Source organism: Alteromonas sp. ABV4_150, assembly GCF_056311745.1.
On record NZ_CM149971.1, the window covers coordinates 2,334,481 to 2,354,925 of the forward strand.

A 20,445-nucleotide genomic window follows, 5' to 3' on the forward strand; every position below is an offset into this window, starting at 1 on the left:
CATATTTATTTCATAATTCTACTTTAGTATGCCGGCGCTAGTTACCGGAGATAGGCATATGTTAAGCAAACTCAACCATCGTATTTACGCCTTACCAACGGTTTTGTTTCTTTTTCTCACTTTACTTTTTGTTTCTGCGGGCGCTTTTATTCAAAACGATGAGCGTGCAGCTCGTATTTCTAAGGCCCAGTCAGTAGCAGAGCAGGTAAAGATAAGTTTAGAGGTGTTCTCGAGTGAACGCATTCAAGCGCTGCATAACCTTATGCAAAACTGGCCCACCTTTGAGCCAAACCAAGTAGACTGGTTTAACGCGCAGGCTTTGTCATTGATGGGCATGCAGCGTGGTTTTTCATCGCTGGTGTTTGTTGATGCTGATGGGAAGATAGCGTGGGTGGCAACGCCATCTTCCGGCATTAAAACCCGCATAGACAACAGCTTAGTTGGTAAGCCTATGGAAGCGTTAGGCTTGAACATATCGCGTTTTTCTGAGGACTTGGAAAGCACGCTTTTGTATTCAGATACCGCTAAACACCACTTTATCATTATGGGTAGATCGATAAGCCCTCAGGAGCCTGAGCATGGCTTTCTAGTGGCGAGTTTTGATATACAAACTATTCTAGGCGTGATGTTAGGCGAGTTAGTGGGGCCGCAGTTTAATTTTCAGCTCAAAGCCGACAATCAAACCTTATTTCAAAGCGGAGAATTAGTACAAGATGGCACTATTGTGCCGCTTGCACCGTTTACATTTCTAGAGCGGGACTTCCTTCTTACCATGCAGTCCCAGCTTAGCCCTTACAACGCAGGGCTTTTGATTATGCTAACGGGCTTATTAATGTCAGCGCTGGTTAGCTATGTACTGCACAAGCAGCTTAAAGGAGCGGTTAATCTATCCGCTAGCCATCAACGTTATCTTACCGCTAGCGAAGCATCTCTTGACGCGCTACTTATCTATCAACCAATAGATGATGACTTTTCTTTAGTTGAAGCAAACTCATATAGCCGCTATCTATTTCGCGGTGCTTGTGATGTATTACGGTCCATGAGCTTAGCCGAGCAAACGCGCTATTTAGGCTTAAGTGATGAATTTAAGAATGCCAAAAACGTGTCTGAACACGGTGTACCTTATGAAGCCCACCTTGCCATTCACAGCGACAAGATTGCGCCACAATGGATAAAAGTTCAGGTGGTAAAAGCAGGTGATAATATAGCGGTCACCGTAAGAGATGTGACCGAACGTTTTCGCGCCCAGCACGATTTAAAGCGTAGCGAAGAAAAGTATCGTCGCTTAGTTGATGGCATGCACCGTCACTTTGTTTACACCAAAACTGTCGAGCATAACTTTATGTATGTGAGTGCGGGTATTGAAAAAATTTTAGGGTTTAGCGCCGAAGACTTCTGTGCGAACGAGTCGAAATACGTACGCCAAGTACCTGACGAGACCTTTGAAATACGCCAAACCATTGCCCGTGGCGAAAAGCCCGAGCCTTATGTTGTGCATTATCAAGGCAAAGTAGGGGAGCCGATAGCGATTGAATTTTCAGATACCCCCATCGTTGACGAACAAGGGTTGTTGGTTGCGGTTGAAGGCATAGCACGCGATGTGACGAAAGAGCTAGCGCTACAGGAAGAAGTGTATTTTCAAGCCAACCATGACCAGTTAACCGGGTTGTTTAATCGCTACGCATTTGATGAAAAATTGCGAGAGATACTTGATGAAACGCACAAAGAAGCTGTTCAGCACAGTAGTCGAGAGGCGTTAAACCAAGTTGGTTTTGAAAACGTGGCTGACATTCATTTGCCCCGCGCTTACCACAAACAAAGCGTGATGTGCTTTATCGATATGGATCGATTTAAATTAGTAAATGACAGCTGTGGTCACCCAGCCGGCGACAAGCTGCTTAAGGAGATTTCGACCATATTTAGACAGTACGTCAATGGACACGACCTGCTCGCCCGAATAGGTGGCGACGAGTTCTGCATTATATTTCGCAATCAAAGTTTGGATGAGGTAACAAACCGCCTAGACAAGCTATTGGTAGCGATTTCCAATTACCGTTTTGTATATGACGACAAGTTGTTTTTTGTGGGGGCAAGCATTGGCGTTATCGAAATAAACGAGAGCACACAAAGCGCGGAAGCGTTAATTAAAGCTGCTGACAATGCGTGTTACAAAGCCAAGCATTTAGGCCGAAACCGTTACTTTGTATTCCATGATAACGACTCGCAAATGGCCATTGACGACAGCGAGAATCAGGTACTGCATGCGTTACACCACGCGCTGCAAAACGATGGCTTTGAATTGTATAGCCAAGCTATTATGCCACTTAACGTGCCTAGCCAAGAACAGGCCGCCCAATTACAGCATTACGAAATTCTGCTGCGTCTAAACGCCAAAGACAGCGGCCTTATCAGCCCGGGATTATTTATCCCGTTAGCTGAGCGCCACGGATTAATGAACAAAGTGGATATGTGGGTGGTAGATAACACCCTTAAAACCCTTGAAAGTAACCCAGCGCATATTGATAACGTTGGCAAAGTGGCTATTAACTTATCGGGTATTACATTGGGCGATGAAATGGCGCTTCACAACATTACCAAGCGCATGCAAAGTACCTCTGTACCTGCAGAGAAAATTTGTTTTGAGATTACAGAAACAACGGCAGTAACTAATTTAAGTGCCGCTAAACACTTTATATCCACGCTGCGCGATTTAGGTTGTAGCTTTGCCTTAGATGATTTTGGTGCAGGTATGTCGTCGTTTACTTACCTTAAGCACCTTGACGTAGATTACGTGAAGATTGACGGCTCCTTTGTGCGAAACATTGTTCACGATCCAATTGATCATGCTACAGTTACTGCAATTAATAATATTGCGCACAGTATGGGTAAACAAACGGTAGCTGAGTTTGTGGTCGATAACGCGACCGCAGAGGTCTTACGAGAGCTTAAAGTCGACTACGGTCAGGGCTTTGCTTTAGATAAACCCAAGCCACTGGCGCATAGAGTTCAATGGCGAGTTAAACTTGCCTCTGCCTAAAGGAAATGATTATGGGTTTATTTGATACCATCATGGGTAATGCAAGCGAGACAAGCGCTTCGGACGTACAAGAAGAGCTTACGCCAATACTCGCAGCTAACGAGACCGTTACCTCTGCGTTTAAATTAGTGCGCGATTTAAGCGTATTTACAAACAAACGCTTAATCCTTATCGATAAGCAAGGCCTTACCGGGCGCAAAGTGAACTATCACTCTATTCCTTACAAATCGATTACGCAGTTCATCGTTGAGACAGCAGGGCATTTTGATACTGATGCCGAGCTTAAAATTTGGCTGTCGGGCAAAGCCGATCCTATTGAAATTGAATTAAGTGCGTCCTCTGCCCAGGCGGTACAGCAAAACTTAGCAACTCAGATGTTTAGCTAGTTTCTATATTTGTAAAATTTGATTGATGTTTTGAAGTAGCAAGTGAAGAAAGTCTAATCACCCTACAAGTGCAGCAAAACACTGCAAAGCAAACATGTACAAAATAAGCGTTAATTAAATCGACGAAACAAAAAAGCGATGCCTTCATAAGCATCGCTTTTTGCTTTTTGCTACTTTCCAGGGCTTGTTGAGCTTGGATGTACAGTAGAGATCAACAGTCCCAAGCTCTAACCGTATTAGTCTTTCAAGTTACGGTTAAAGAAATTAGTAATCGTTTTGTATAAATGAATGCCCGTTTGCTTACCACGGATACTGTGCTTCTTGCCCGGGTAATCCATAGTTTCAAATGGAATTGCCAAGTCTTGAAGATGCTTGTATAGCATAGTCGAGTGAGTAAACAACACGTTGTCATCTGCCATGCCGTGGTAAATCAAAAGGTCGCCTTTAAGATCTTTTGCGTAAGGGAATACTGAAGACGCCGTGTATGCATCATCATCTGTATTTGGGTTGCCCATATAGCGTTCAGTGTAGTGGGTATCGTATAAGCGCCAGTCAGTTACCGGCGCACCTGACACACCCGCTGCAAAGTAATCGCCCGCTTTGAACATGGTCATCAGCGTCATGTAGCCGCCATAGCTGTGGCCATGAACACCAATACGCTCAGCATCAACGAAAGGAAGTGTGCGTAAGAACTCTACACCAGCAACCTGGTCGTCCACTTCGATGAAGCCCATTTTTTTATAAATAGGATCTTCAAAGCCTTTACCGCGATAATTAGAACCTCGGTTATCTAGCGTAAATACCACATAGCCTTGATCAACCCAATGCTGGAATAGCAAACCACGGTTACCCGCCCAGCTGTTTGTTACCACTTGTGCGTGCGGGCCGCCATAAAGGTAAACAATAACAGGGTGCTTCTGTTTAGGGTTTTGCTTGGCACTGTCAGGCGTGTAGATGCGGTACTTAAGTGTCGCGCCATCTTTTGTGGTGATGTCACCAAACTCAGGTGCCGTCCAGCTATCCATGTAAGCGTGCAAAGGGTGGCCTTCTTCAACTTTATTTTCTTCAAGCCAGGTAATTCGCTCGCCGGTGGCACTATTTAGGCTAACTTGTGCAGGAGAGTTAATCGTTGAGAAACGGTCGATAAAGATAGAGGCATCTTTACTGAATGCCGCGCTGTGATAAGCCCCAAGTTCAGTGATACGCGAAATCTCGCCGCCATTTAAAGGCACGCTGTAAACATGGCTTTCTAGTGGGGTGTCTTTGCGGCCAGAGAAGTACAAACGGTTGTTCGCTGTATCAATAGCTTCAACACTGTCAACAACCCAGTCTCCTTTGGTTAACTGCTTAACCAGCTTGCCTTTATTGTCGAAAAGGTAAAGGTGTTTAAAACCGTCGCGCTCTGACGCCCAAATAAATTGGCCTTTGTCTTTTAGGAAGTAAAGGTCGTTGTGCAGGTTTACCCACGTGTTGCTTGATTCTGTAAGCAGTACGTTTTCTTTTTTGCTGTTAAGGTCAAACGCGCGCAGCTCTAAGGTTTGCTGATCACGTGTCTGCCACTGGTAGGTAAAGGTAGTGCTATTTGGCATCCACTTACCGCGGGCAAAATAAATGTCTTTGTCTTTACCTAAATCAACCCAGGTGCGTTCGCCAGAGGTGATGTCTTGAATAGCAAGTTCAACCAATACGTTTGGCGTACCCGCTTTCGGGTATTTCTGTTCGATAAGCTTGATATCGTCAGCATAGATTTCAGAGCGCGTGATCACGTCTACCGGGCTTTCATCAACCTTGGTAAAGGCAATTTTACTTTCATCTGGAGACCACCAGTATCCTGTCATGCGGCCCATTTCTTCTTGGGCTACAAACTCAGCCATACCAAATTTTATGTTGCCGCCGCCTTCTTTGGTAATTGCCGTTTCTTTACCTGACTCGATATGTTTTACATAAAGGTTCTGGTCGCGAATAAACGAAATGTAGTTACCTTTCGGCGATAATTTAATATCAGTTTCAAAAGCGTCGGTATCTAAAAGTTGCTTCGCCCCTTTTTCGCCCAGCTTGTGGTAAAAGACGTCGCCGCCTAGCGGGAACAATAAAGCTTTGCCATCGTCAGACCATTGGTAGCTAACAATACCGCTGCCTGATAAGCGCATACGTTCCCGTCGCGCTTTTTCTTCATCAGAGAGGACTTCTTCGCCGCTTTGAAGGTCGTTTGAGTCGAACAGCATGCGAGTTTGACCGCTTTCAATATGGTATTCCCATAAATCTAGGCGTTCGTAGTCAGTTTGCTTACCTTTTAAGAAGGTAACACGTTGACCGTCGGGGGATACTTTCAGTGAACGTGGCGCATTGCCATCAAGTGAAGGAGAGGAGAAAATGCGCTCAATAGTGAGCGTTTCAGCGTTTAAAGCAGTAGAGAGCATAGCGGCTCCAATTAAAAGGGCTTTTTTCATTTTTATCTGCATATTTGACTGTCGAAGGTTTGATTGTAGTTATATCAATTTATGATACAAGGTGCGACGTATGAAATCCGCAATGGTGCTAGGAGCGACAGGTTTAGTAGGACGAACGCTTGTAAATATGCTGTTACAGGACAGACGGTACAATGAAGTAACCTGCTTAGTCAGAAAACCGCTTTCCTCTAGCATGTTTAACGACCCACACAATAGGCTCAAGCCTGTGGTTATCGACTTTGACAACCTGCAAGACTACCAAGGTTACTTTAGCGTAAACCATGTTTACTGCTGCCTAGGGACCACGCTTAAAAAAGCGGGGTCTAAACAAGCCTTTCGCCGTGTGGATTTTGAGTTTGTGCACGTCGCTGCCCAGCTTACTCGTGCTCAACGAGCTGACAGCTTTGTGTGGATATCTTCGGTTGGCGCTGATGCTAAAAGCAGCAACTTTTATTTGCGGGTGAAAGGAGAATTAGAGAACGCCATTATGCGCATGCCGCAACTACCCCATGCCTCGGCAGTGCGCCCTTCATTGCTACTGGGTGAGCGTGATGAATCACGAACGTTAGAAGATATTGCGCAGAAGACTGCGCCTATCTGGCAAAGCATAATGAAAGGGCCGTTAAAGAAATATCGTCCCGTTCATGCCATCGATGTGGCTAGAAACATGATGTCGCTGCAGCGCTGGCAATAAGTATGTGCAATATTCGCTAACAGTATATGTCACCAGCTTAACGTGAAGCACAACCCGACTTGGTATAGAATGCGCGCCTTTTAACGTATCAGGTAAGTTGACTTCCCCATGTTCCGCTGTAAACAATTCACCGTAGCGCAAGATAAATGCGCCATGAAAGTGAACACCGACAGCCTAATTTTAGGAAGTTGGGCTAAGCTTCGTGCAGACGTTAAACACGCCCCACGTATTTTAGATGTTGGTACCGGCAGTGGTATTTTAGCACTAATGATGGCGCAAAAAGCCGAAAGTCAGTTGGTCGATATTGGATTTCGAATTGATGCCATCGAAATTGAAAAAGATGCGGCGGCGCAGGCAGCAGTTAACTTCAAAAAGTCAAAGTGGGCAGAGCGCCTGCATATTCACAATTGCGATCTGGCTGATTTTAAGCCGGCTTATTTGTATGACACCATCATTTCTAATCCGCCTTATTTCGACACGCCAGCGAAGGTTTCTAATGCATACAATAAGCAAAGCCACAATCGTTCAGTAGCAAGGCAAACATCTACATTAAGCCATGACGAGCTTTTTAACGCTAGCAGCGCATTATTGATAGAAAGTGGGCAAATGTACTGCGTTTACCCTGCGTCGATGGAAACTGACATTATCAAAACCGCCGCTGGTCATGGCTTATTGTTGGAAGCGATGCTTTATGTAAAGCATACATCGGATAAAGACCCTTACCTTTGTGCATTTCGCTTTAACAAAGTAATGAAGAATGCTGACGGCGGACATGCAGATTGCACTGCGTATGCAGACCATCAGCTTTTCACTGCAAAAGTTGCGAATGAAAATGCGCTGATAATTAGAGATCGCGAGGGTAATTACACTAATGAATACAAAGCCCTTTGTCAGCCTTTTTACCTTAAATTTTAACGAGCTTATATAAATGAACATAGTTGCAGAAGGTTTTGGCGCGATAGCCGTTGTTTTAAATTTTATTGGGTATCGCCAAACCAATGTCGATAAATATTTGCTTATTTCAGCCTTTGCCTTAAGCGCACTTAGTGTGCACTTTTTTATGTTGGAGGCTATGGCCGCAGGCATCGGGACTCTACTTGCCAGCGTTCGTAATTTCGTTGCCATTAAACATAGAAGTAATATCATTTTATTCTTCTTTGTTGCGGTGAATTTAGGCTTTCTGGCTTATGAATGGTTTGTACTGGAGCACAGCTGGATCATTTTCATTGCCTATGCGTCGTCACTGATATTTACAGTGGGGTCACTGGTTATTCGCAACACACATACTATTAGAAAAGTCTTTCTCTTAGCTGAAACTTTGGGGCTTCTGTACGCCATTTCTGTAGGAAGTATTTTCGGCACAGTATTCAACGTAAGCAACTTGATCAGTATTTTAAGTAAGCTGCGCACACCCTAATTAAAACCTCCAATACCTTTATCCAATTAATTAGTCTAATTTGTCTCTCATTTTGCTCAAAAAAAGACATGCTTTCGGTGGTTGAAATTCTTCAAAATGCTTAACTAAACAGTTAGTAAACATCACCTCAGATCTCTACATACCTTATTTTTAAAGGGTTAGACCAAAGTCCAATGGGCTAAAGTTCAATATCTTAATTCTAATATAAGCGTATCATTATTAATCAGTAAGTATGGTTTCAGCAATTTTTCCTCTAAGTGTGTGGAAGTAAACTCATCATGTAGTAGTGAGGGGAGTATGCGCAGTGAAATTAGTCGATAATAAAGAACAATTTAGTCAATCTGATCTGCTTGAACAAACGTTTCAGAGCGCCATAAACGATGGTGCTGCTGTTAATGTATTTGAGCGAGCAAGACACTTTCGTGATGTAGCCTCGGCAAGCGAACAGCCCCGTCTAGTCGAGACACGAACAAGCTTAGAAACAGAAAACCTGTGGAAAAAGCGCCTCAATATGTTGCTAGATGCAGAGAATAAACTTATAAAAGTTATACGTTTGCGCAAAATTACTGGTATATTTACTGTATTGAGCACGGCTATGTTTTTATTTTCCCTGTACTTAGCGCCGTCTATGTCGCCAGTCGTTTTTTACGCATTGAGCGCCATCGCTGCTTTCGGCATTGCAACTTACCCTGCGTGGTTTTTGGTATCAAAAAGCAATAGAAAGCGCAGAGATCACATCTCTAGTTTGTTTTACAAAAGCAATCACGAGGTAGAGATAGCAGACGGAAAAGTGACGTTAATCAACAGGGCGAACTATGCAAGTGTAACGCAAATACACATAATGGATCGCAACTTTGGTTCAATGGCAAACTAATAAGCATCACTACACGTCACACCTAATTACTGTATTGTTGGTAGCGTCGTTTGTCCTTGGGGCGCTACTGCTAGCACCAATAGATGCGCTCGGACAACTCCTCGCATCCGTCACTATCCTCATCTTTATATCGCTTTGTAGTAAAGAAGCTAGGCATTCTCAAAAATATCAAAACTTATTCCGAGTGCTTGCGCTCGTGCTTGCTATTGCCCTCAGTGTTAGATATCTACTTTGGCGTGGCATCTATACTCTGACCTATTCGGATGTACTCTCGATGATCGCGGTTTGGCTTTTGTTTGCCGCAGAAATTTATGCCGGATTTACATCTGTTCTTGGGGCTATTGTGAATGCCTTTCCGCTCAATCGTCCTCTTTTGACTTTGGAAGGAATGGACAAATCTTTGCTGCCGACCGTAGACGTTATGATCCCGAGTTATAACGAAGATGAAGAGATTCTCGAGGTCACAATTCGTGCCGCACAAATGTTAGATTATCCAAAAGATAAGCTTCATATTCACTTGCTCGACGACGGCGGAACAGATCAGAAAATCAATGCAGATAACCCTATCGCAGCGGCATCAGCAAAGCAGCGAAGACAGGATCTTCAGACACTTTGTTCCCGCTTAGGTGTAACGTATCACACGCGCGCTAAAAATGAATTTGCAAAGGCAGGTAACGTTAACAGTGCTATACAAAACACTAGCAGCGACCTAATCGTTATTCTTGACGCTGACCATGTTCCTACTTCTGATTTTCTCGATAGAACCGTACCCTGGATGCTTAAAAATGAAAAAGTGTTCTTGGTTCAAACGCCTCATTTCATGGCTAACCCTGACCCAGTCGAAAGAAACTACTTCTCTGCGTTTACACGCATGCCGTCAGAGAACGACATGTTCTACGGTACTATCCAAAAAGGGTTAGATTATTGGGGGAGTTCGTTTTTTTGTGGTTCTGCCGCATTAATGCGAAGAGAGCACCTTGATTTGGTGGGCGGAATCTCTGGTGACTCCATTACCGAAGATGCAGAAACCGCGCTAGACCTGCACAAGATGGGCTATGAGTCTGTGTATGTTGATAGACCTATGGTAAGCGGACTTGCTCCTGAAACCTTCGATGCGTTTATTCAACAGCGTATGCGTTGGGCGCAGGGGATGACACAAATTTTACTACTTAAAAAGCCATTTAAAGCGGAAGGTCTGAAGTGGTACCAGCGGGTGGGCTACATGAGTTCAATCATGTTTTGGCTGTTTCCTTTTGCCCGTATTATTTTCTTGCTAATGCCGCTGGCGTACTTAGTTTTTGGCCTTCAGGTGTATCACGCCTCCTTACTTGAAATTTTTGCGTTCACTCTGCCCCATGTAGCAGCGACATATATGATATCGACCATGCTCTTTGGTCGAACGCGATGGCCACTTGTCTCAGAGTTATATGAAATATTGCAATGTGCTTTTACGCTGAAAGCCTTAGTTCAAGTTTTCTTGAAACCTCGCGCTCCCTCTTTTGTGGTAACGCCAAAAGGAGAAAGTCTGGAAAAAACCTTTGTATCACCACTTTCGAATATTTTTTACTGGCTGATTTTGATCATCACTTTCGCACTAGGCTCTGGTATTTATAAATTTATTACTGAGCCGATCACCAGAGAGTTAACCGTAGTGGTAATGCTTTGGAACATATTCAACTTAATATTATTGTTGTCTGTACTGAGTGTCTTACTAGAGCGAAAACAGGTTCGCAGTCAGGCACGTTTGCCTGCCACTAATAGCGTGGTTATCAAAACTGAAGACGGCCAGGCGTGGGTAGGTGATTTAGTAGATATGTCGCTTGGTGGGGCAAGGCTGCGTTTAAAGGGGGAAGGCGCTTATGTCCCCGAAGGCGCGATGTTAACTTCATGGAGCCATGCGCTTAATAAAAATGTGCATGTTCCAATAAATGTGCTGCACTATGATAGTAAGACAAAAATGCTTCGTGTGCGCTTCGTGCCAAAAACTTCAGAACAAGAGTACGAAGTAATTGCCCTTTCACTTTGTGATAGTTTGCGCTGGCTATCGTTTCAGCGAAGAAGAACACGGCCTATATCGTATTGGTTTGGGGCTAAACATGTACTTAAAGTCGGGCTCAAACCCGCTTTATTGCATATGCTTGTATTAATGGGTAAATTCGCCAGTAAATTGGGGCTGATTGCTAAGTCGGCAAAGGAATAAAAATGATAAAAAAATACCTTATGTTCATCTTTTGTTTGTGTATGCCTTTTACCCTTGCGGCACAAACTGATACCTACCGTCTCACCGATTTTTTCGGTGGCGATAGCACGGTTCGCCTCGAGGGAAAGGCTGCTTCCATAGACATTCCTATACCTTTGAGCCCAACGACTGACGTAGATAGTGCACTATTAACCTTAGAAGTGGTTAGTTCACAAGCGCTCATTAAAAAACGCTCACAGCTTGTTGTCAGGTTTAATAATGCCACCATTGGCCAAATTGCGTTTGACCCTGACAGGCCTTCTTTGGTCTCTGAAGTTGTAGTTCCAAAAAAACTATGGCGTAAGGGATTTAATTCATTGTCACTGGCTGTAAGTCAGCATTATGCAGAGCAATGTGTTGATGGGAGTGCACCTGAATTGTGGAGTGAAATTAATGCATATAATTCAACACTTAAGATGTCTACCTCGCTTAATGAGAAGCGCTTCACTCTTGAAGAACTTAGCGGTTTTTTTCACCCTGGTATTGGTGGGCAGAGAAAGGTCCAGCTATATACGGCGCGACAAGCAGATGAGCGAACTAAGTATCAAACTTTGCCTTTAGTTGCCCAAGCACTTGCATTGAGAAACCAATACCAACCTCTTGTTATCGAGACAGCTAGCTTCGATGACGGCTATGTTTTACCACAGGTAGAAGATTCAGAGAATAGCTTTTGGAATGAGCGCAATGTTACTAGATATGAGCGCGCAGCTTGGTATTTAAATGCAACCCCTAAGCAGCCTATTCACGTACTTGTTGGTACCGTTGAAGCGCTGTCTCCCGTGTTGTCTGACGAAGTTATAAATGACATTGACGGCGCGTTCCTTAAGACTCAACGCACCCCAGCATTCATTAAGGATAATCAAGTCATCGTGCCTGCGAGTTATCGTCTTATTGTCAGCGGTACTACTCAAAACGAAGTATTAGAGGCAGCAAAAGCATTAGCAGTGATGGATGATGTTATTAATCCTATTTCACAAGTCACAGTTCTCTCGCAGTCTCAAATGAACCCAGAAACGCTGCAGCGTAATCTTGTGCTAAACCCCGGTAATAATTATACCTTTGAAGATTTTGGTGTTTCTACGGCGCAATTCCGGAACGAGGGGAGTTTTAATAAACGGGTTTCATTTAGGTTACCTGCTGACTTTTATGTGCCCGAAAACGCAAGTGTGGAGTTACTCTTAGACTTTGGTTACGGCGCCGGTTTTGGACCGGGCTCTGTATTGAATGTGAACGTGAATGACGAGCTTGTTCATGGCTTATCACTGAACAACATTAACGGTCAGTCTTTCAGAGACTATCAATTACGAATACCCGCGCGCTTTTTCAAGGGCGGCATAAATAATCTAGATTTCGCTGTAACTATGCGAGCGCCTCTAGCGGGTGTGCCGTGTGATGATATTCCTGGCTCTCATTTGGTTTTCCAACTCGATGACTCTTCCGCTATAAAACTTCCGGAGGCGGGAAGTGTGGCCGTGCAGCCTGATTTGGCGTTGTTTTCTGAAACCGCATACCCATTCGCACGTTTCAAGTCGGCTCCCCCTTCGACGATTGCCATCCCATCAGTCGACTATTTAGATTCTGCGTTAACATTATTGGCAAAATTAGCTCAGGTTGCGCAAGCACCTTTGTTAAATGTGCAAGTAGCATCGGGTAATGATCTTTCCACCGAGGGTTCTGTCATTGTGCTTGGTACGCCAGATACCTTAGATGAGATAGAGCAGAGCGAATTCAATACGGCAATTGAAGCAACAAAACGTTGGTCGTACAGATTACAAAACAACTTATACAACCGTATTCGAACAATGACTGGCGACTTGTCTTATAAAGAAATGCGAGTTGACGGGCACACCGTACAAAAAAGTGATTTGGGGGAGCAAGCTATTCTTACGGCCCAGGCACATCCTGTATCTAGTCAAACAGATACCTTGTTTATCTTGGCAGCGCAAACGCCTGAGTTACTAAATGCGAGACTCGAAGATTTAGTTAGTTTGGCAATGTGGGGACAAATGGGGGGAGACTTCTTTGCGTGGAAAGATGGGCTTTCTCCATCACTCATTATGCAGGTTAGCGATAAATATGAGGTTGGTGAAGCTGATGATACCTGGCTGCACTTAAGGTTATGGCTATCTAATAACCCGTGGTATTGGCTAGTTGGCTTTGTGTTTATGGTACTTATTGTAAGCCTGCTAGTTTACTTACTGCTTATACGCAGAAATAAACAAGTGCAGGAATCATGGTAAATATACAAAGCGTTATCAGGGCAACATTTCTATTTGGTATCACGTTTTTGTTAATGTCGTGCGCTACTGAAGAAGAGAGCGAATTTAAGTCTCAGTATATCGCGTATAAGGCCTTGTTTATTGACGGTGGACGAGTGATCGATACCGGAAATGACGAGGTATCACATAGCGAGGGGCAGGGGTACGGCATGCTCTTCGCTGTTGCCGCAAATGATAAAGATACCTTCGACGCACTATGGCATTGGACTAAACGCACATTAATGCGTGACGACGGCTTGTTTAGCTGGCGCTATCGACCTTGTGTTGATAATTCCGCTTCGTGTATTGATGACCCCAATAACGCCTCTGATGGCGAAATTCTTATCGCATGGGCGCTACTGCGTGCGCATGAACAGTGGGGTGTAAGTTCGTATTTGGATGAGGCTAAAACAATTGTAAGTGCTGTCGAACAGAAGTTGTTGATAACCAACAAAAACAGCGTTGTGTTGTTACCAGGTGAGTACGGGTTTACGTCTAAACAAGTAGGGAAGAGCAGTTTGCAGTTAAATTTGTCTTACTGGGTTTTTCCCGCTATCACTGATTTGGCAAAAATATCATCTGCGCCCGCACGCTGGGACAAACTCTATAAGTCGGGCTTAGCTTTACTGTCCAAGATGCAATTCTCTTCTTATCAGTTGCCAAGTGATTGGGTGCGTTTTACGCCCACCAATACTGACTCAGGCAATAAGGATATTGGTACAGTAAGCCTAGACGAGGTGATATCGCCTGAATTTGGCTTTAATGCGATCCGCATTCCACTGCAGCTTACGTGGTCACCGCAATTTCGAGAAAACATTCAGTTAAACGAAAAGTTGCTTGCTCCATATTATGCATGGTGGGCGATTACACCTACACCAGCTACCGTCAACTTGTTAAACGAGGAGACCGCTGAGTACGAGATGTCTGAAGGAATGAAGTCTGTTCACATTGCAGTAAACAGCCTTATGAAAACAGAAGCGCCAGAAAAGGCTGAGTGGCCTTTAATTGACCGCAATACGGACTATTACTCTGCAAGCCTGACATTGCTCTCTATGCTAGCGGTTTTGGATAACGCATCGTGAAAGAAAGGTTTACAAGCACCTCTCTATGCTTAGCTCTTAGCGCATTACTTACGTCCTTTGGGTCGATGTATGCGTACGGACAAACTAAAACAACTTACAAAGAAAAAGACCTGGGCATACTGCCGGCACAGCAAGAACAACCCGATTTAACTGGCCTTTGGTATCATATTAACGAGCGGCAGATACAGGAAGCCAACGTGGAATTTACGCGCTTAAAGGCCCGTTACCCCGGCTGGAAGGTACCGAAAGAAGTCGAAACTGAGCTAAACAGAATAAATGGTCGACTAAAAAGCACTATTAAGCCCGTTGTTTCAGTACCGAGAGTAGATAAGTCAGACAAACCTGTGGCTGAGACCACGCCTAACGACTCGCGCGAATTGTCTCAACAGCAGTTCGCTAAGCCTGCTTCAAAAGCGCTTCCGCTAGAAAAGTTTGCGCAATTAACGCCTAAAGCTAGAGCGATAACGCCAAAGCAAAAAGTAGAAAGGCTTATTGCGTTAAGCAATCAGTTAAAGCGTACGGACTTTTACTTGCTCATGGGGTGGACTGCTATCGACAAAGGCATGTTAGATATTGCTAGCCAACAGTTTACCGCAGCCTTGCAGTTGGCTGTTCGAGATATTGATAAACAATCAGCGCAGCAAGGTTTAAATAGTGTGAGGGGAATTAAGCTCCAGCAAGCATTATCACTGCGTGATACAACAACCTTGGCACAGTTACTTAAATCTGCCACTAATGGTTACACGAGAGAAGTGCTACAAGGCGCAGCGTGGCAACAATACGATTTAAAGAATTACAACTTTGCTGAAGCGCTGTTTAGTTTGGTAGAAGACAATGAAGGCCGGTACTTGGCACTTAGCGCACAAAGCAGTGATATTGCCAAGCAAAACGCTTTCGACTTGGCATGCAGTATTGATACTGAGGTTTTCATTAGACGCTGCGCTGATGGCTTGGCGAGTCGACAGGCCCGGCTATACGATACAAGGCGTTACAAAGAGAGTATTCAAGCTGGGGAAGCCCTTGAACGTTTGCGGCTTTTAAGCGTAGAGGAACGCGCGTTAATTGGTTGGGCTGCAAAGGAAATACAAGACACGTCCACCGCAACGGCCGCGTTCGAGCAAGTGCTATCGAAAACGCCAACAGATACGGTTATTGCTAATGAATTAGTGACATTGAATCAAAGTGACGATGCGGCATTAAATCGCTTGGCCTTAAAATACAATGCAGTGAAGAGTATTTTGCAAGCGCGGACTCGACGAAATGCGTGGCCGAGAAAACAATTTTGGTTAGCTTATCAAAACGATGACCAAAAAGCGGTTACCGCACAGACTAAAGATGGCTTAAGTGCAGTTTACGGGATAAATACCCGCAGCCGAAGTGGTGGCGAGGGTCTTGGCAACTTTGACGTAGCGTCTCAATACATTGGCATTGGCAGCGGTTATAAAAACTGGCTTTGGCAAGTTTCACTTGACTATAAACAGTTCTACAGCGGTTCTCCTCAAGTTGGTGATTGGTTCGGTGATAGGCAACTAGAAATTACATCCTTGGGCATAAGCGGTTTTGAAGACACGGGTGTTCGCGCTGAAGCCTATTATCAAGCGCCAGACTTTAATTTTTACGCCAACGTAGAATACGGCATGTTTGAACAACCCGTTGGCGCAAAAGTCACCGGGCAAATATCAGCGGCTAAGTTTTTACCTCGCACAACAGTTGCAGCTACTCTCTTTAGAAAAGAAAAAGAAGACAGTCTATTAAGTCAGACAGGGACACTTTATGCCAACCGTAAGCAGACATGGGGCTATGTAATAGAAAGTGGTATCCGTGGGTTAGTTGCCCATTCCATTGATGACAATATTTCGGTTGCGGGGACTGCGCAGTTAGGTCGATTGGAAGGCGAGCTGGTTGCTGATAATAGCGCGCTAACGCTTCGTGGTGACGTAAGCTACGACATAGCTGATATCGTATCTCCTAACCTTGACTATTGGCGTGTAGGGCCATTCTTGAGCTATACGAGTTTTGATAAAAATTTGAGCGGCTTTACTGTAGGAAACGGGGGCTATTTTAGCCCGAGTCAGTTTGTCAGCATTGGTGGCTACTCTGAATTGCTAACCTTAGAGGCACACAACTGGCAGGTTAAGCTGCGTAGTTCACTTGCGCTGTCTCGTGTTAAACAAGATGATGATTTGCGCTTTCCTATTGGAAGAGAGCACTCAAGCGTAGAAGAAGGGGGTTCTCTCGGAGAAAACTCAGATACGGGATTAAGCGGTAATCTTATGGCTGAAGGCCAGTATCGTATCGATAGCAACTGGATTGTGGCTGGCTACATTGGAAAAGCGTTTGCGGTCGAGTATCAAGCGTTTGAAGCGGGCATTCAGATAAGATGGCGAGAGGGGCAGGGTAATGGAGTAACAAGTGATGAGCTCTTGCTATCTTCACCACGATTAAGCGGCTTTGCTTTATAAAGCCGCTTCCGTTCAAAGGCCTAATTATCCTTTTTAGACCTTGCTAACCTGTCGGCGCCTAGCCAGCATGAAGCACCCTGCGCCAAATAAAAGGGCAATTGAAGCAGGTTCAGTAACGTTGATAGCGCCAAACTGATAGTTATTTATTTGGCCTGTTGGCGCGGCGTAGGTTTCGCCATCGTCATTAATCAGTTCTTCGAACGGCGTTTCTAAGCGATTAGCAATAACGTTGCCGTCTACATGGCCATTGTAGAAGCTTAGTTCTGCATATGGCGCCAACACACTACCTTTTACGCCTACACTGTGCAGGGTGAGATCTTTAGCATCAACGAAGTTAAACAAGATGTTGTTGGTATAAAGACCGTCATGACGTTGACCTTCATTGTTGTCATTATCTCTGTACTGGCCGGTTTCTGTAAAATACTCGTTTTCCTGCGTAAAGGCTGTATTAAAGAACCCGGTATTAAACAACTCTACCGAATCTCCATACACATTGATAATGTTATAGCTGGTGGTAGAAAAATCGTAAACGATGCGTTTATCAGCTGCGCTGAACCAACTTGTATCAATATCATAAATATTGATGTCATCAGTACCTGAAAACGTGATGGTGTTTAATACAGTTGCGTCAGTATCGCTACACGCAGTAGCTTTTTTGGGGTCATCTGCATCTGTGCACGACAATGTTGTTGTGCCATTCACCGTCATTGATGCAAAATCCTTTGACTGCTCAGTAACCTCGGAGGCTATAGCGTCAAAGTCGATGTTGCTTACGTCAGCCTTGCTCACACTGCCTTGTTGAACAGTGGTCGCTGAAGACCCGTTTGTAGCGGTGTAATTGTTTCTATCGTTAAGGGTTACAACGCCGTTAATCTCGCTGCTATCAAGCTCAACGTTAGATTCGGCAAACACATTTCCATTTTCGACCTGAGAGCCATATTCATCAGTATTGCTAAGGTTGTCATAAACACTGTTAGGCCCACCAAGTTTTACGGTGTTTGCGTGCACATCACCTGATACAACGTTTGAGTTACCTAGTTTGACATCGCCTTTCGAAGTAATACCGCCAGATTTCACGGTCGAATTGATTAAATTTACAGTCTGCTCGGCATTTACTGCCTTATCGAAAGAAAGTTCAGAACCGAATACCATACCTGATACGGTAGTCGAGCCACCGTGAACATCACCGCGAGTGAAATGAAGGTCGCCGCCTACAGCAAGCGCAGATTCAGACATGTCTGGTGATAACAGCAGGCCAACATTGAAGTCAGTAACGTCCATTTTGCCGCCGACAGCTAGTCTTCCTTCAACGTCGGAAGATTTACCTGTAAAGCTATCGAAGATGAACGCGTTGTAGTCGAACGCTTCGCTTAATTCAATTTTGGCTGCCGACACCTGAGGTGCTGACATCACCGCTGCTAATATAGCGGTGTAGATGAGTTTCTTGTGCATAATGGCTCCAGTGACATCCGAGTCTGGAACCGATTTTCAACATGGTTTATCCAGACACACCGAATAGTACGATCTGAACAAAATTCGTGCGATAGCACAAGAGATACTTTGGTATAAGAGGTCATACGAAAAAGCCACCCGAAGGTGGCTTTTTAGGATTTGTGTTTAATTATAAAGGCGCTTTAGCTGCTCTTTTTAACCAAAACAGATACTTTTTCGATACCAGCAATTTTAACTTGGTTCATAACTTCAACCACTGTACCGTGCTCGCTGTCTTCGTGAGCCTGGATTGCAGCTGAATCAGTGTTGTTCTCTGCCAGGTATGTTTGCGTATTCGCAACCACGCGACGAATATCAACTTCACGGCCGCCCATCATGATTGAGCCATCAGCATCAATACGGATAGATAGCGCTTTAGAAGGCTTATCGTTTTTCGCTTGATTGTCTTCTGGACGGTTTACGTCTAAACCTTTCTCTTTCACGAACGAGGTCGTTACGATGAAGAAAATCAACATGATGAACACGATGTCCAACATGGGGGTCATATCAATCTGAGCCTCGTCTTCAGCCGAGGTATGCTTTTTTCTTTTCATCTCGTCTTCTTTCTTCTGTTACGTTCGAGCCATTTAGTATACTGCTTGTTACAAAAATATACAGACTTTTGTATAAAAACAGTGTGCTCATTAACACTTGTTGTTGAAAAAATACTCAGTTCCACGGTAATAAAACAACAAACTAGGTTTGTTTGCGTGAAATAGCGACACCTAATTGGTAAAAATACAACATCAATGCCTGATTGAGTGATGTACGCAAGTTACCATGAGGGTAAATGCCAAGTCTAGCTTCCGTTGATTTTTTTGTACCTTGCACTAAGAACGCATTTTTGATCTCGTGATCTTGAATGCAGGCTTCAAATGCACGGGCAGCCATCTCCTGAGGCATAGCATAATAATACATTTTTAGTGCGCGATCAGCCTCTACGGATCGCACAAAGTACTCATTTGGCCTTTTTTGATCATTTAAAAACAATAAAGAGAAACAATCGCTCAATTTTTGATTCAAAGGGTGAGCGTTCATAGGTGCATTATCAAGCCACGCCTGCGTAGCGAAACTTCCGGTAGCAACGCCGTCGAACATACGAGGCGCAATATAATGATCAAATGCGTGAAACCACTCGTGGGCGAGGGCCCCTGCTCCCGCGTTTTTAGCTAGCGCCAGCTGCCTTTTTGCGCTGTTGTAGTGGGCGCTACTGTGTTTTTGCCCCCCACTGCCAAAAGCAAGAGACAAGGACCCATTTAAAGACAGCACTTGCTCATTAATATTTAAGATCGCAACCAGATCGTACAGCGCATCAAAAAACAAATTGGCTGCGATCTGTTGTTCTTGTGCGGTTACCCATCTGCCAACCGTGATCGTAGCGAAATTAAACAGTTTACGAATATCTTGAAATGACACGTCCGCACCGTCTCGGTGGCTTGGGCCGTTACGATAGAACTGCTGATGAAGACGACCTTTATTTTCCAACGCTGATATCCAAGTGGATTAAATATTCATGCCATGGAGACCAGTAGCTGTTCACACCAAGCCTCAATGCGGGCATCGGTTTTGTCGTACTGGTTTTCATCGTCAAGAGAAAGGCCAACAAACTGGGTCTTATCTTCGGTTAACGCTTTAGAGGCGGTAAAGTCATAGCCTTCGTTAGGCCAGTACCCCACAATATTACAACCTGAAGGCATAATTGCATCGTGAAGCATGCCTAATGCATCTTGAAACCATTCGCCGTAACCTAGCTGATCGCCAAGGCCGAATAGTGCAATGGTTTTACCTGCTAAATTTAAGCCGTGCACGTCTTCCCAGTGAGACTCCCAATCTTCTTGAAGCTCGCCAAAATCCCAAGTGGATATCCCAAATATGATGATGTCGTATTCGGCCGTGCGCGTCAGGTTTACATCTTTAATGTTATGAAGGTCAACAATCTCTTCGTCAAAAAGGCTATTGAGCTGCGCTTGGATCTTTTCTGCCGCCATTTCGGTGTAGCAGGTTGTGGAGCCATAAAATAATCCGATGGACAGTGCGCTATCACTCATTAGATAC

15 protein-coding genes are annotated in these 20,445 nt (G+C 44.4%); 10 read left to right on the forward strand and 5 right to left on the reverse strand.

Annotation, left to right across the window (positions count from 1 at the left end; genetic code table 11):
* Positions 1–58: 58 nt before the first annotated feature.
* Both ACYX4M_RS10220 and ACYX4M_RS10225 read left to right on the forward strand, forming a co-directional pair.
* The gene (locus ACYX4M_RS10220) at positions 59–3,037 is read left to right on the forward strand and encodes a putative bifunctional diguanylate cyclase/phosphodiesterase (protein ID WP_476080011.1); all 2,979 of its coding nucleotides are present in this window, start codon (positions 59–61) and stop codon (positions 3,035–3,037) included.
* Positions 3,038–3,048: 11 nt separating this feature from the next.
* Positions 3,049–3,423 carry a PH domain-containing protein gene (locus ACYX4M_RS10225; protein ID WP_014950757.1) on the forward strand — a complete coding sequence of 125 codons (375 nt, stop codon included), beginning with the start codon at positions 3,049–3,051 and terminating at the stop codon, positions 3,421–3,423.
* Between the two features lie 236 nt (positions 3,424–3,659).
* Here the strand turns inward: ACYX4M_RS10225 and ACYX4M_RS10230 are convergent, their stop codons facing one another.
* Complete coding sequence (locus ACYX4M_RS10230; protein WP_476080012.1) at positions 3,660–5,873, reverse strand: S9 family peptidase; 2,214 nt, start codon at positions 5,871–5,873, stop codon at positions 3,660–3,662.
* 70 nt (positions 5,874–5,943) lie between these two features.
* Between ACYX4M_RS10230 and ACYX4M_RS10235 the strand changes: the two genes are divergently transcribed.
* From ACYX4M_RS10235 to ACYX4M_RS10270, 8 genes are all read left to right on the forward strand, one after another.
* Complete coding sequence (locus ACYX4M_RS10235) at positions 5,944–6,567, forward strand: NAD(P)H-binding protein (protein WP_476080013.1); 624 nt, start codon at positions 5,944–5,946, stop codon at positions 6,565–6,567.
* 108 nt (positions 6,568–6,675) lie between these two features.
* Positions 6,676–7,482 (forward strand): tRNA1(Val) (adenine(37)-N6)-methyltransferase, encoded by an 807-nt coding sequence (locus ACYX4M_RS10240; RefSeq protein ID WP_476080014.1) that lies wholly within the window; start codon positions 6,676–6,678, stop codon positions 7,480–7,482.
* A gap of 13 nt (positions 7,483–7,495) precedes the next feature.
* Entirely contained in the window at positions 7,496–7,984 is a 489-nt protein-coding gene (locus ACYX4M_RS10245) for a YgjV family protein (protein ID WP_476080015.1), read from the forward strand.
* Positions 7,985–8,288: 304 nt separating this feature from the next.
* Positions 8,289–8,858: a hypothetical protein gene (locus tag ACYX4M_RS10250; RefSeq protein WP_476080016.1), complete on the forward strand. Its 570-nt coding sequence runs from the start codon at positions 8,289–8,291 to the stop codon at positions 8,856–8,858.
* Positions 8,839–11,058, forward strand: a complete 2,220-nt coding sequence (bcsA, locus tag ACYX4M_RS10255) for a UDP-forming cellulose synthase catalytic subunit (RefSeq protein WP_476080017.1) — start codon at positions 8,839–8,841, stop codon at positions 11,056–11,058. Before ACYX4M_RS10250 ends, bcsA begins: the two co-directional genes overlap by 20 nt.
* 2 nt (positions 11,059–11,060) lie before the next feature.
* Entirely contained in the window at positions 11,061–13,337 is a 2,277-nt protein-coding gene (locus tag ACYX4M_RS10260; protein WP_476080018.1) for a cellulose biosynthesis cyclic di-GMP-binding regulatory protein BcsB, read from the forward strand.
* Positions 13,331–14,437, forward strand: coding sequence for a family 8 glycosyl hydrolase (locus ACYX4M_RS10265; RefSeq protein ID WP_476080019.1), 1,107 nt, complete (start codon positions 13,331–13,333; stop codon positions 14,435–14,437). Before ACYX4M_RS10260 ends, ACYX4M_RS10265 begins: the two co-directional genes overlap by 7 nt.
* On the forward strand, positions 14,434–16,899 hold the full coding sequence (locus tag ACYX4M_RS10270; RefSeq protein WP_476080020.1) for a cellulose synthase subunit BcsC-related outer membrane protein: 2,466 nt from the start codon (positions 14,434–14,436) through the stop codon (positions 16,897–16,899). Before ACYX4M_RS10265 ends, ACYX4M_RS10270 begins: the two co-directional genes overlap by 4 nt.
* A 33-nt stretch (positions 16,900–16,932) precedes the next feature.
* On the opposite strand, the gene ACYX4M_RS10275 is transcribed toward ACYX4M_RS10270, so the two are convergent.
* From ACYX4M_RS10275 to fldB, 4 genes are all read right to left on the reverse strand, one after another.
* Positions 16,933–18,351, reverse strand: a complete 1,419-nt coding sequence (locus ACYX4M_RS10275; RefSeq protein ID WP_476080021.1) for a collagen-binding domain-containing protein — start codon at positions 18,349–18,351, stop codon at positions 16,933–16,935.
* Between the two features lie 182 nt (positions 18,352–18,533).
* Positions 18,534–18,944 (reverse strand): ExbD/TolR family protein, encoded by a 411-nt coding sequence (locus ACYX4M_RS10280; protein WP_015068094.1) that lies wholly within the window; start codon positions 18,942–18,944, stop codon positions 18,534–18,536.
* Between the two features lie 142 nt (positions 18,945–19,086).
* Positions 19,087–19,875 (reverse strand): CLCA_X family protein, encoded by a 789-nt coding sequence (locus ACYX4M_RS10285; protein ID WP_476080022.1) that lies wholly within the window; start codon positions 19,873–19,875, stop codon positions 19,087–19,089.
* 26 nt (positions 19,876–19,901) lie between these two features.
* The gene (gene fldB / locus ACYX4M_RS10290; protein WP_476080023.1) at positions 19,902–20,438 is read right to left on the reverse strand and encodes a flavodoxin FldB; all 537 of its coding nucleotides are present in this window, start codon (positions 20,436–20,438) and stop codon (positions 19,902–19,904) included.
* Positions 20,439–20,445 lie beyond the last annotated feature (7 nt).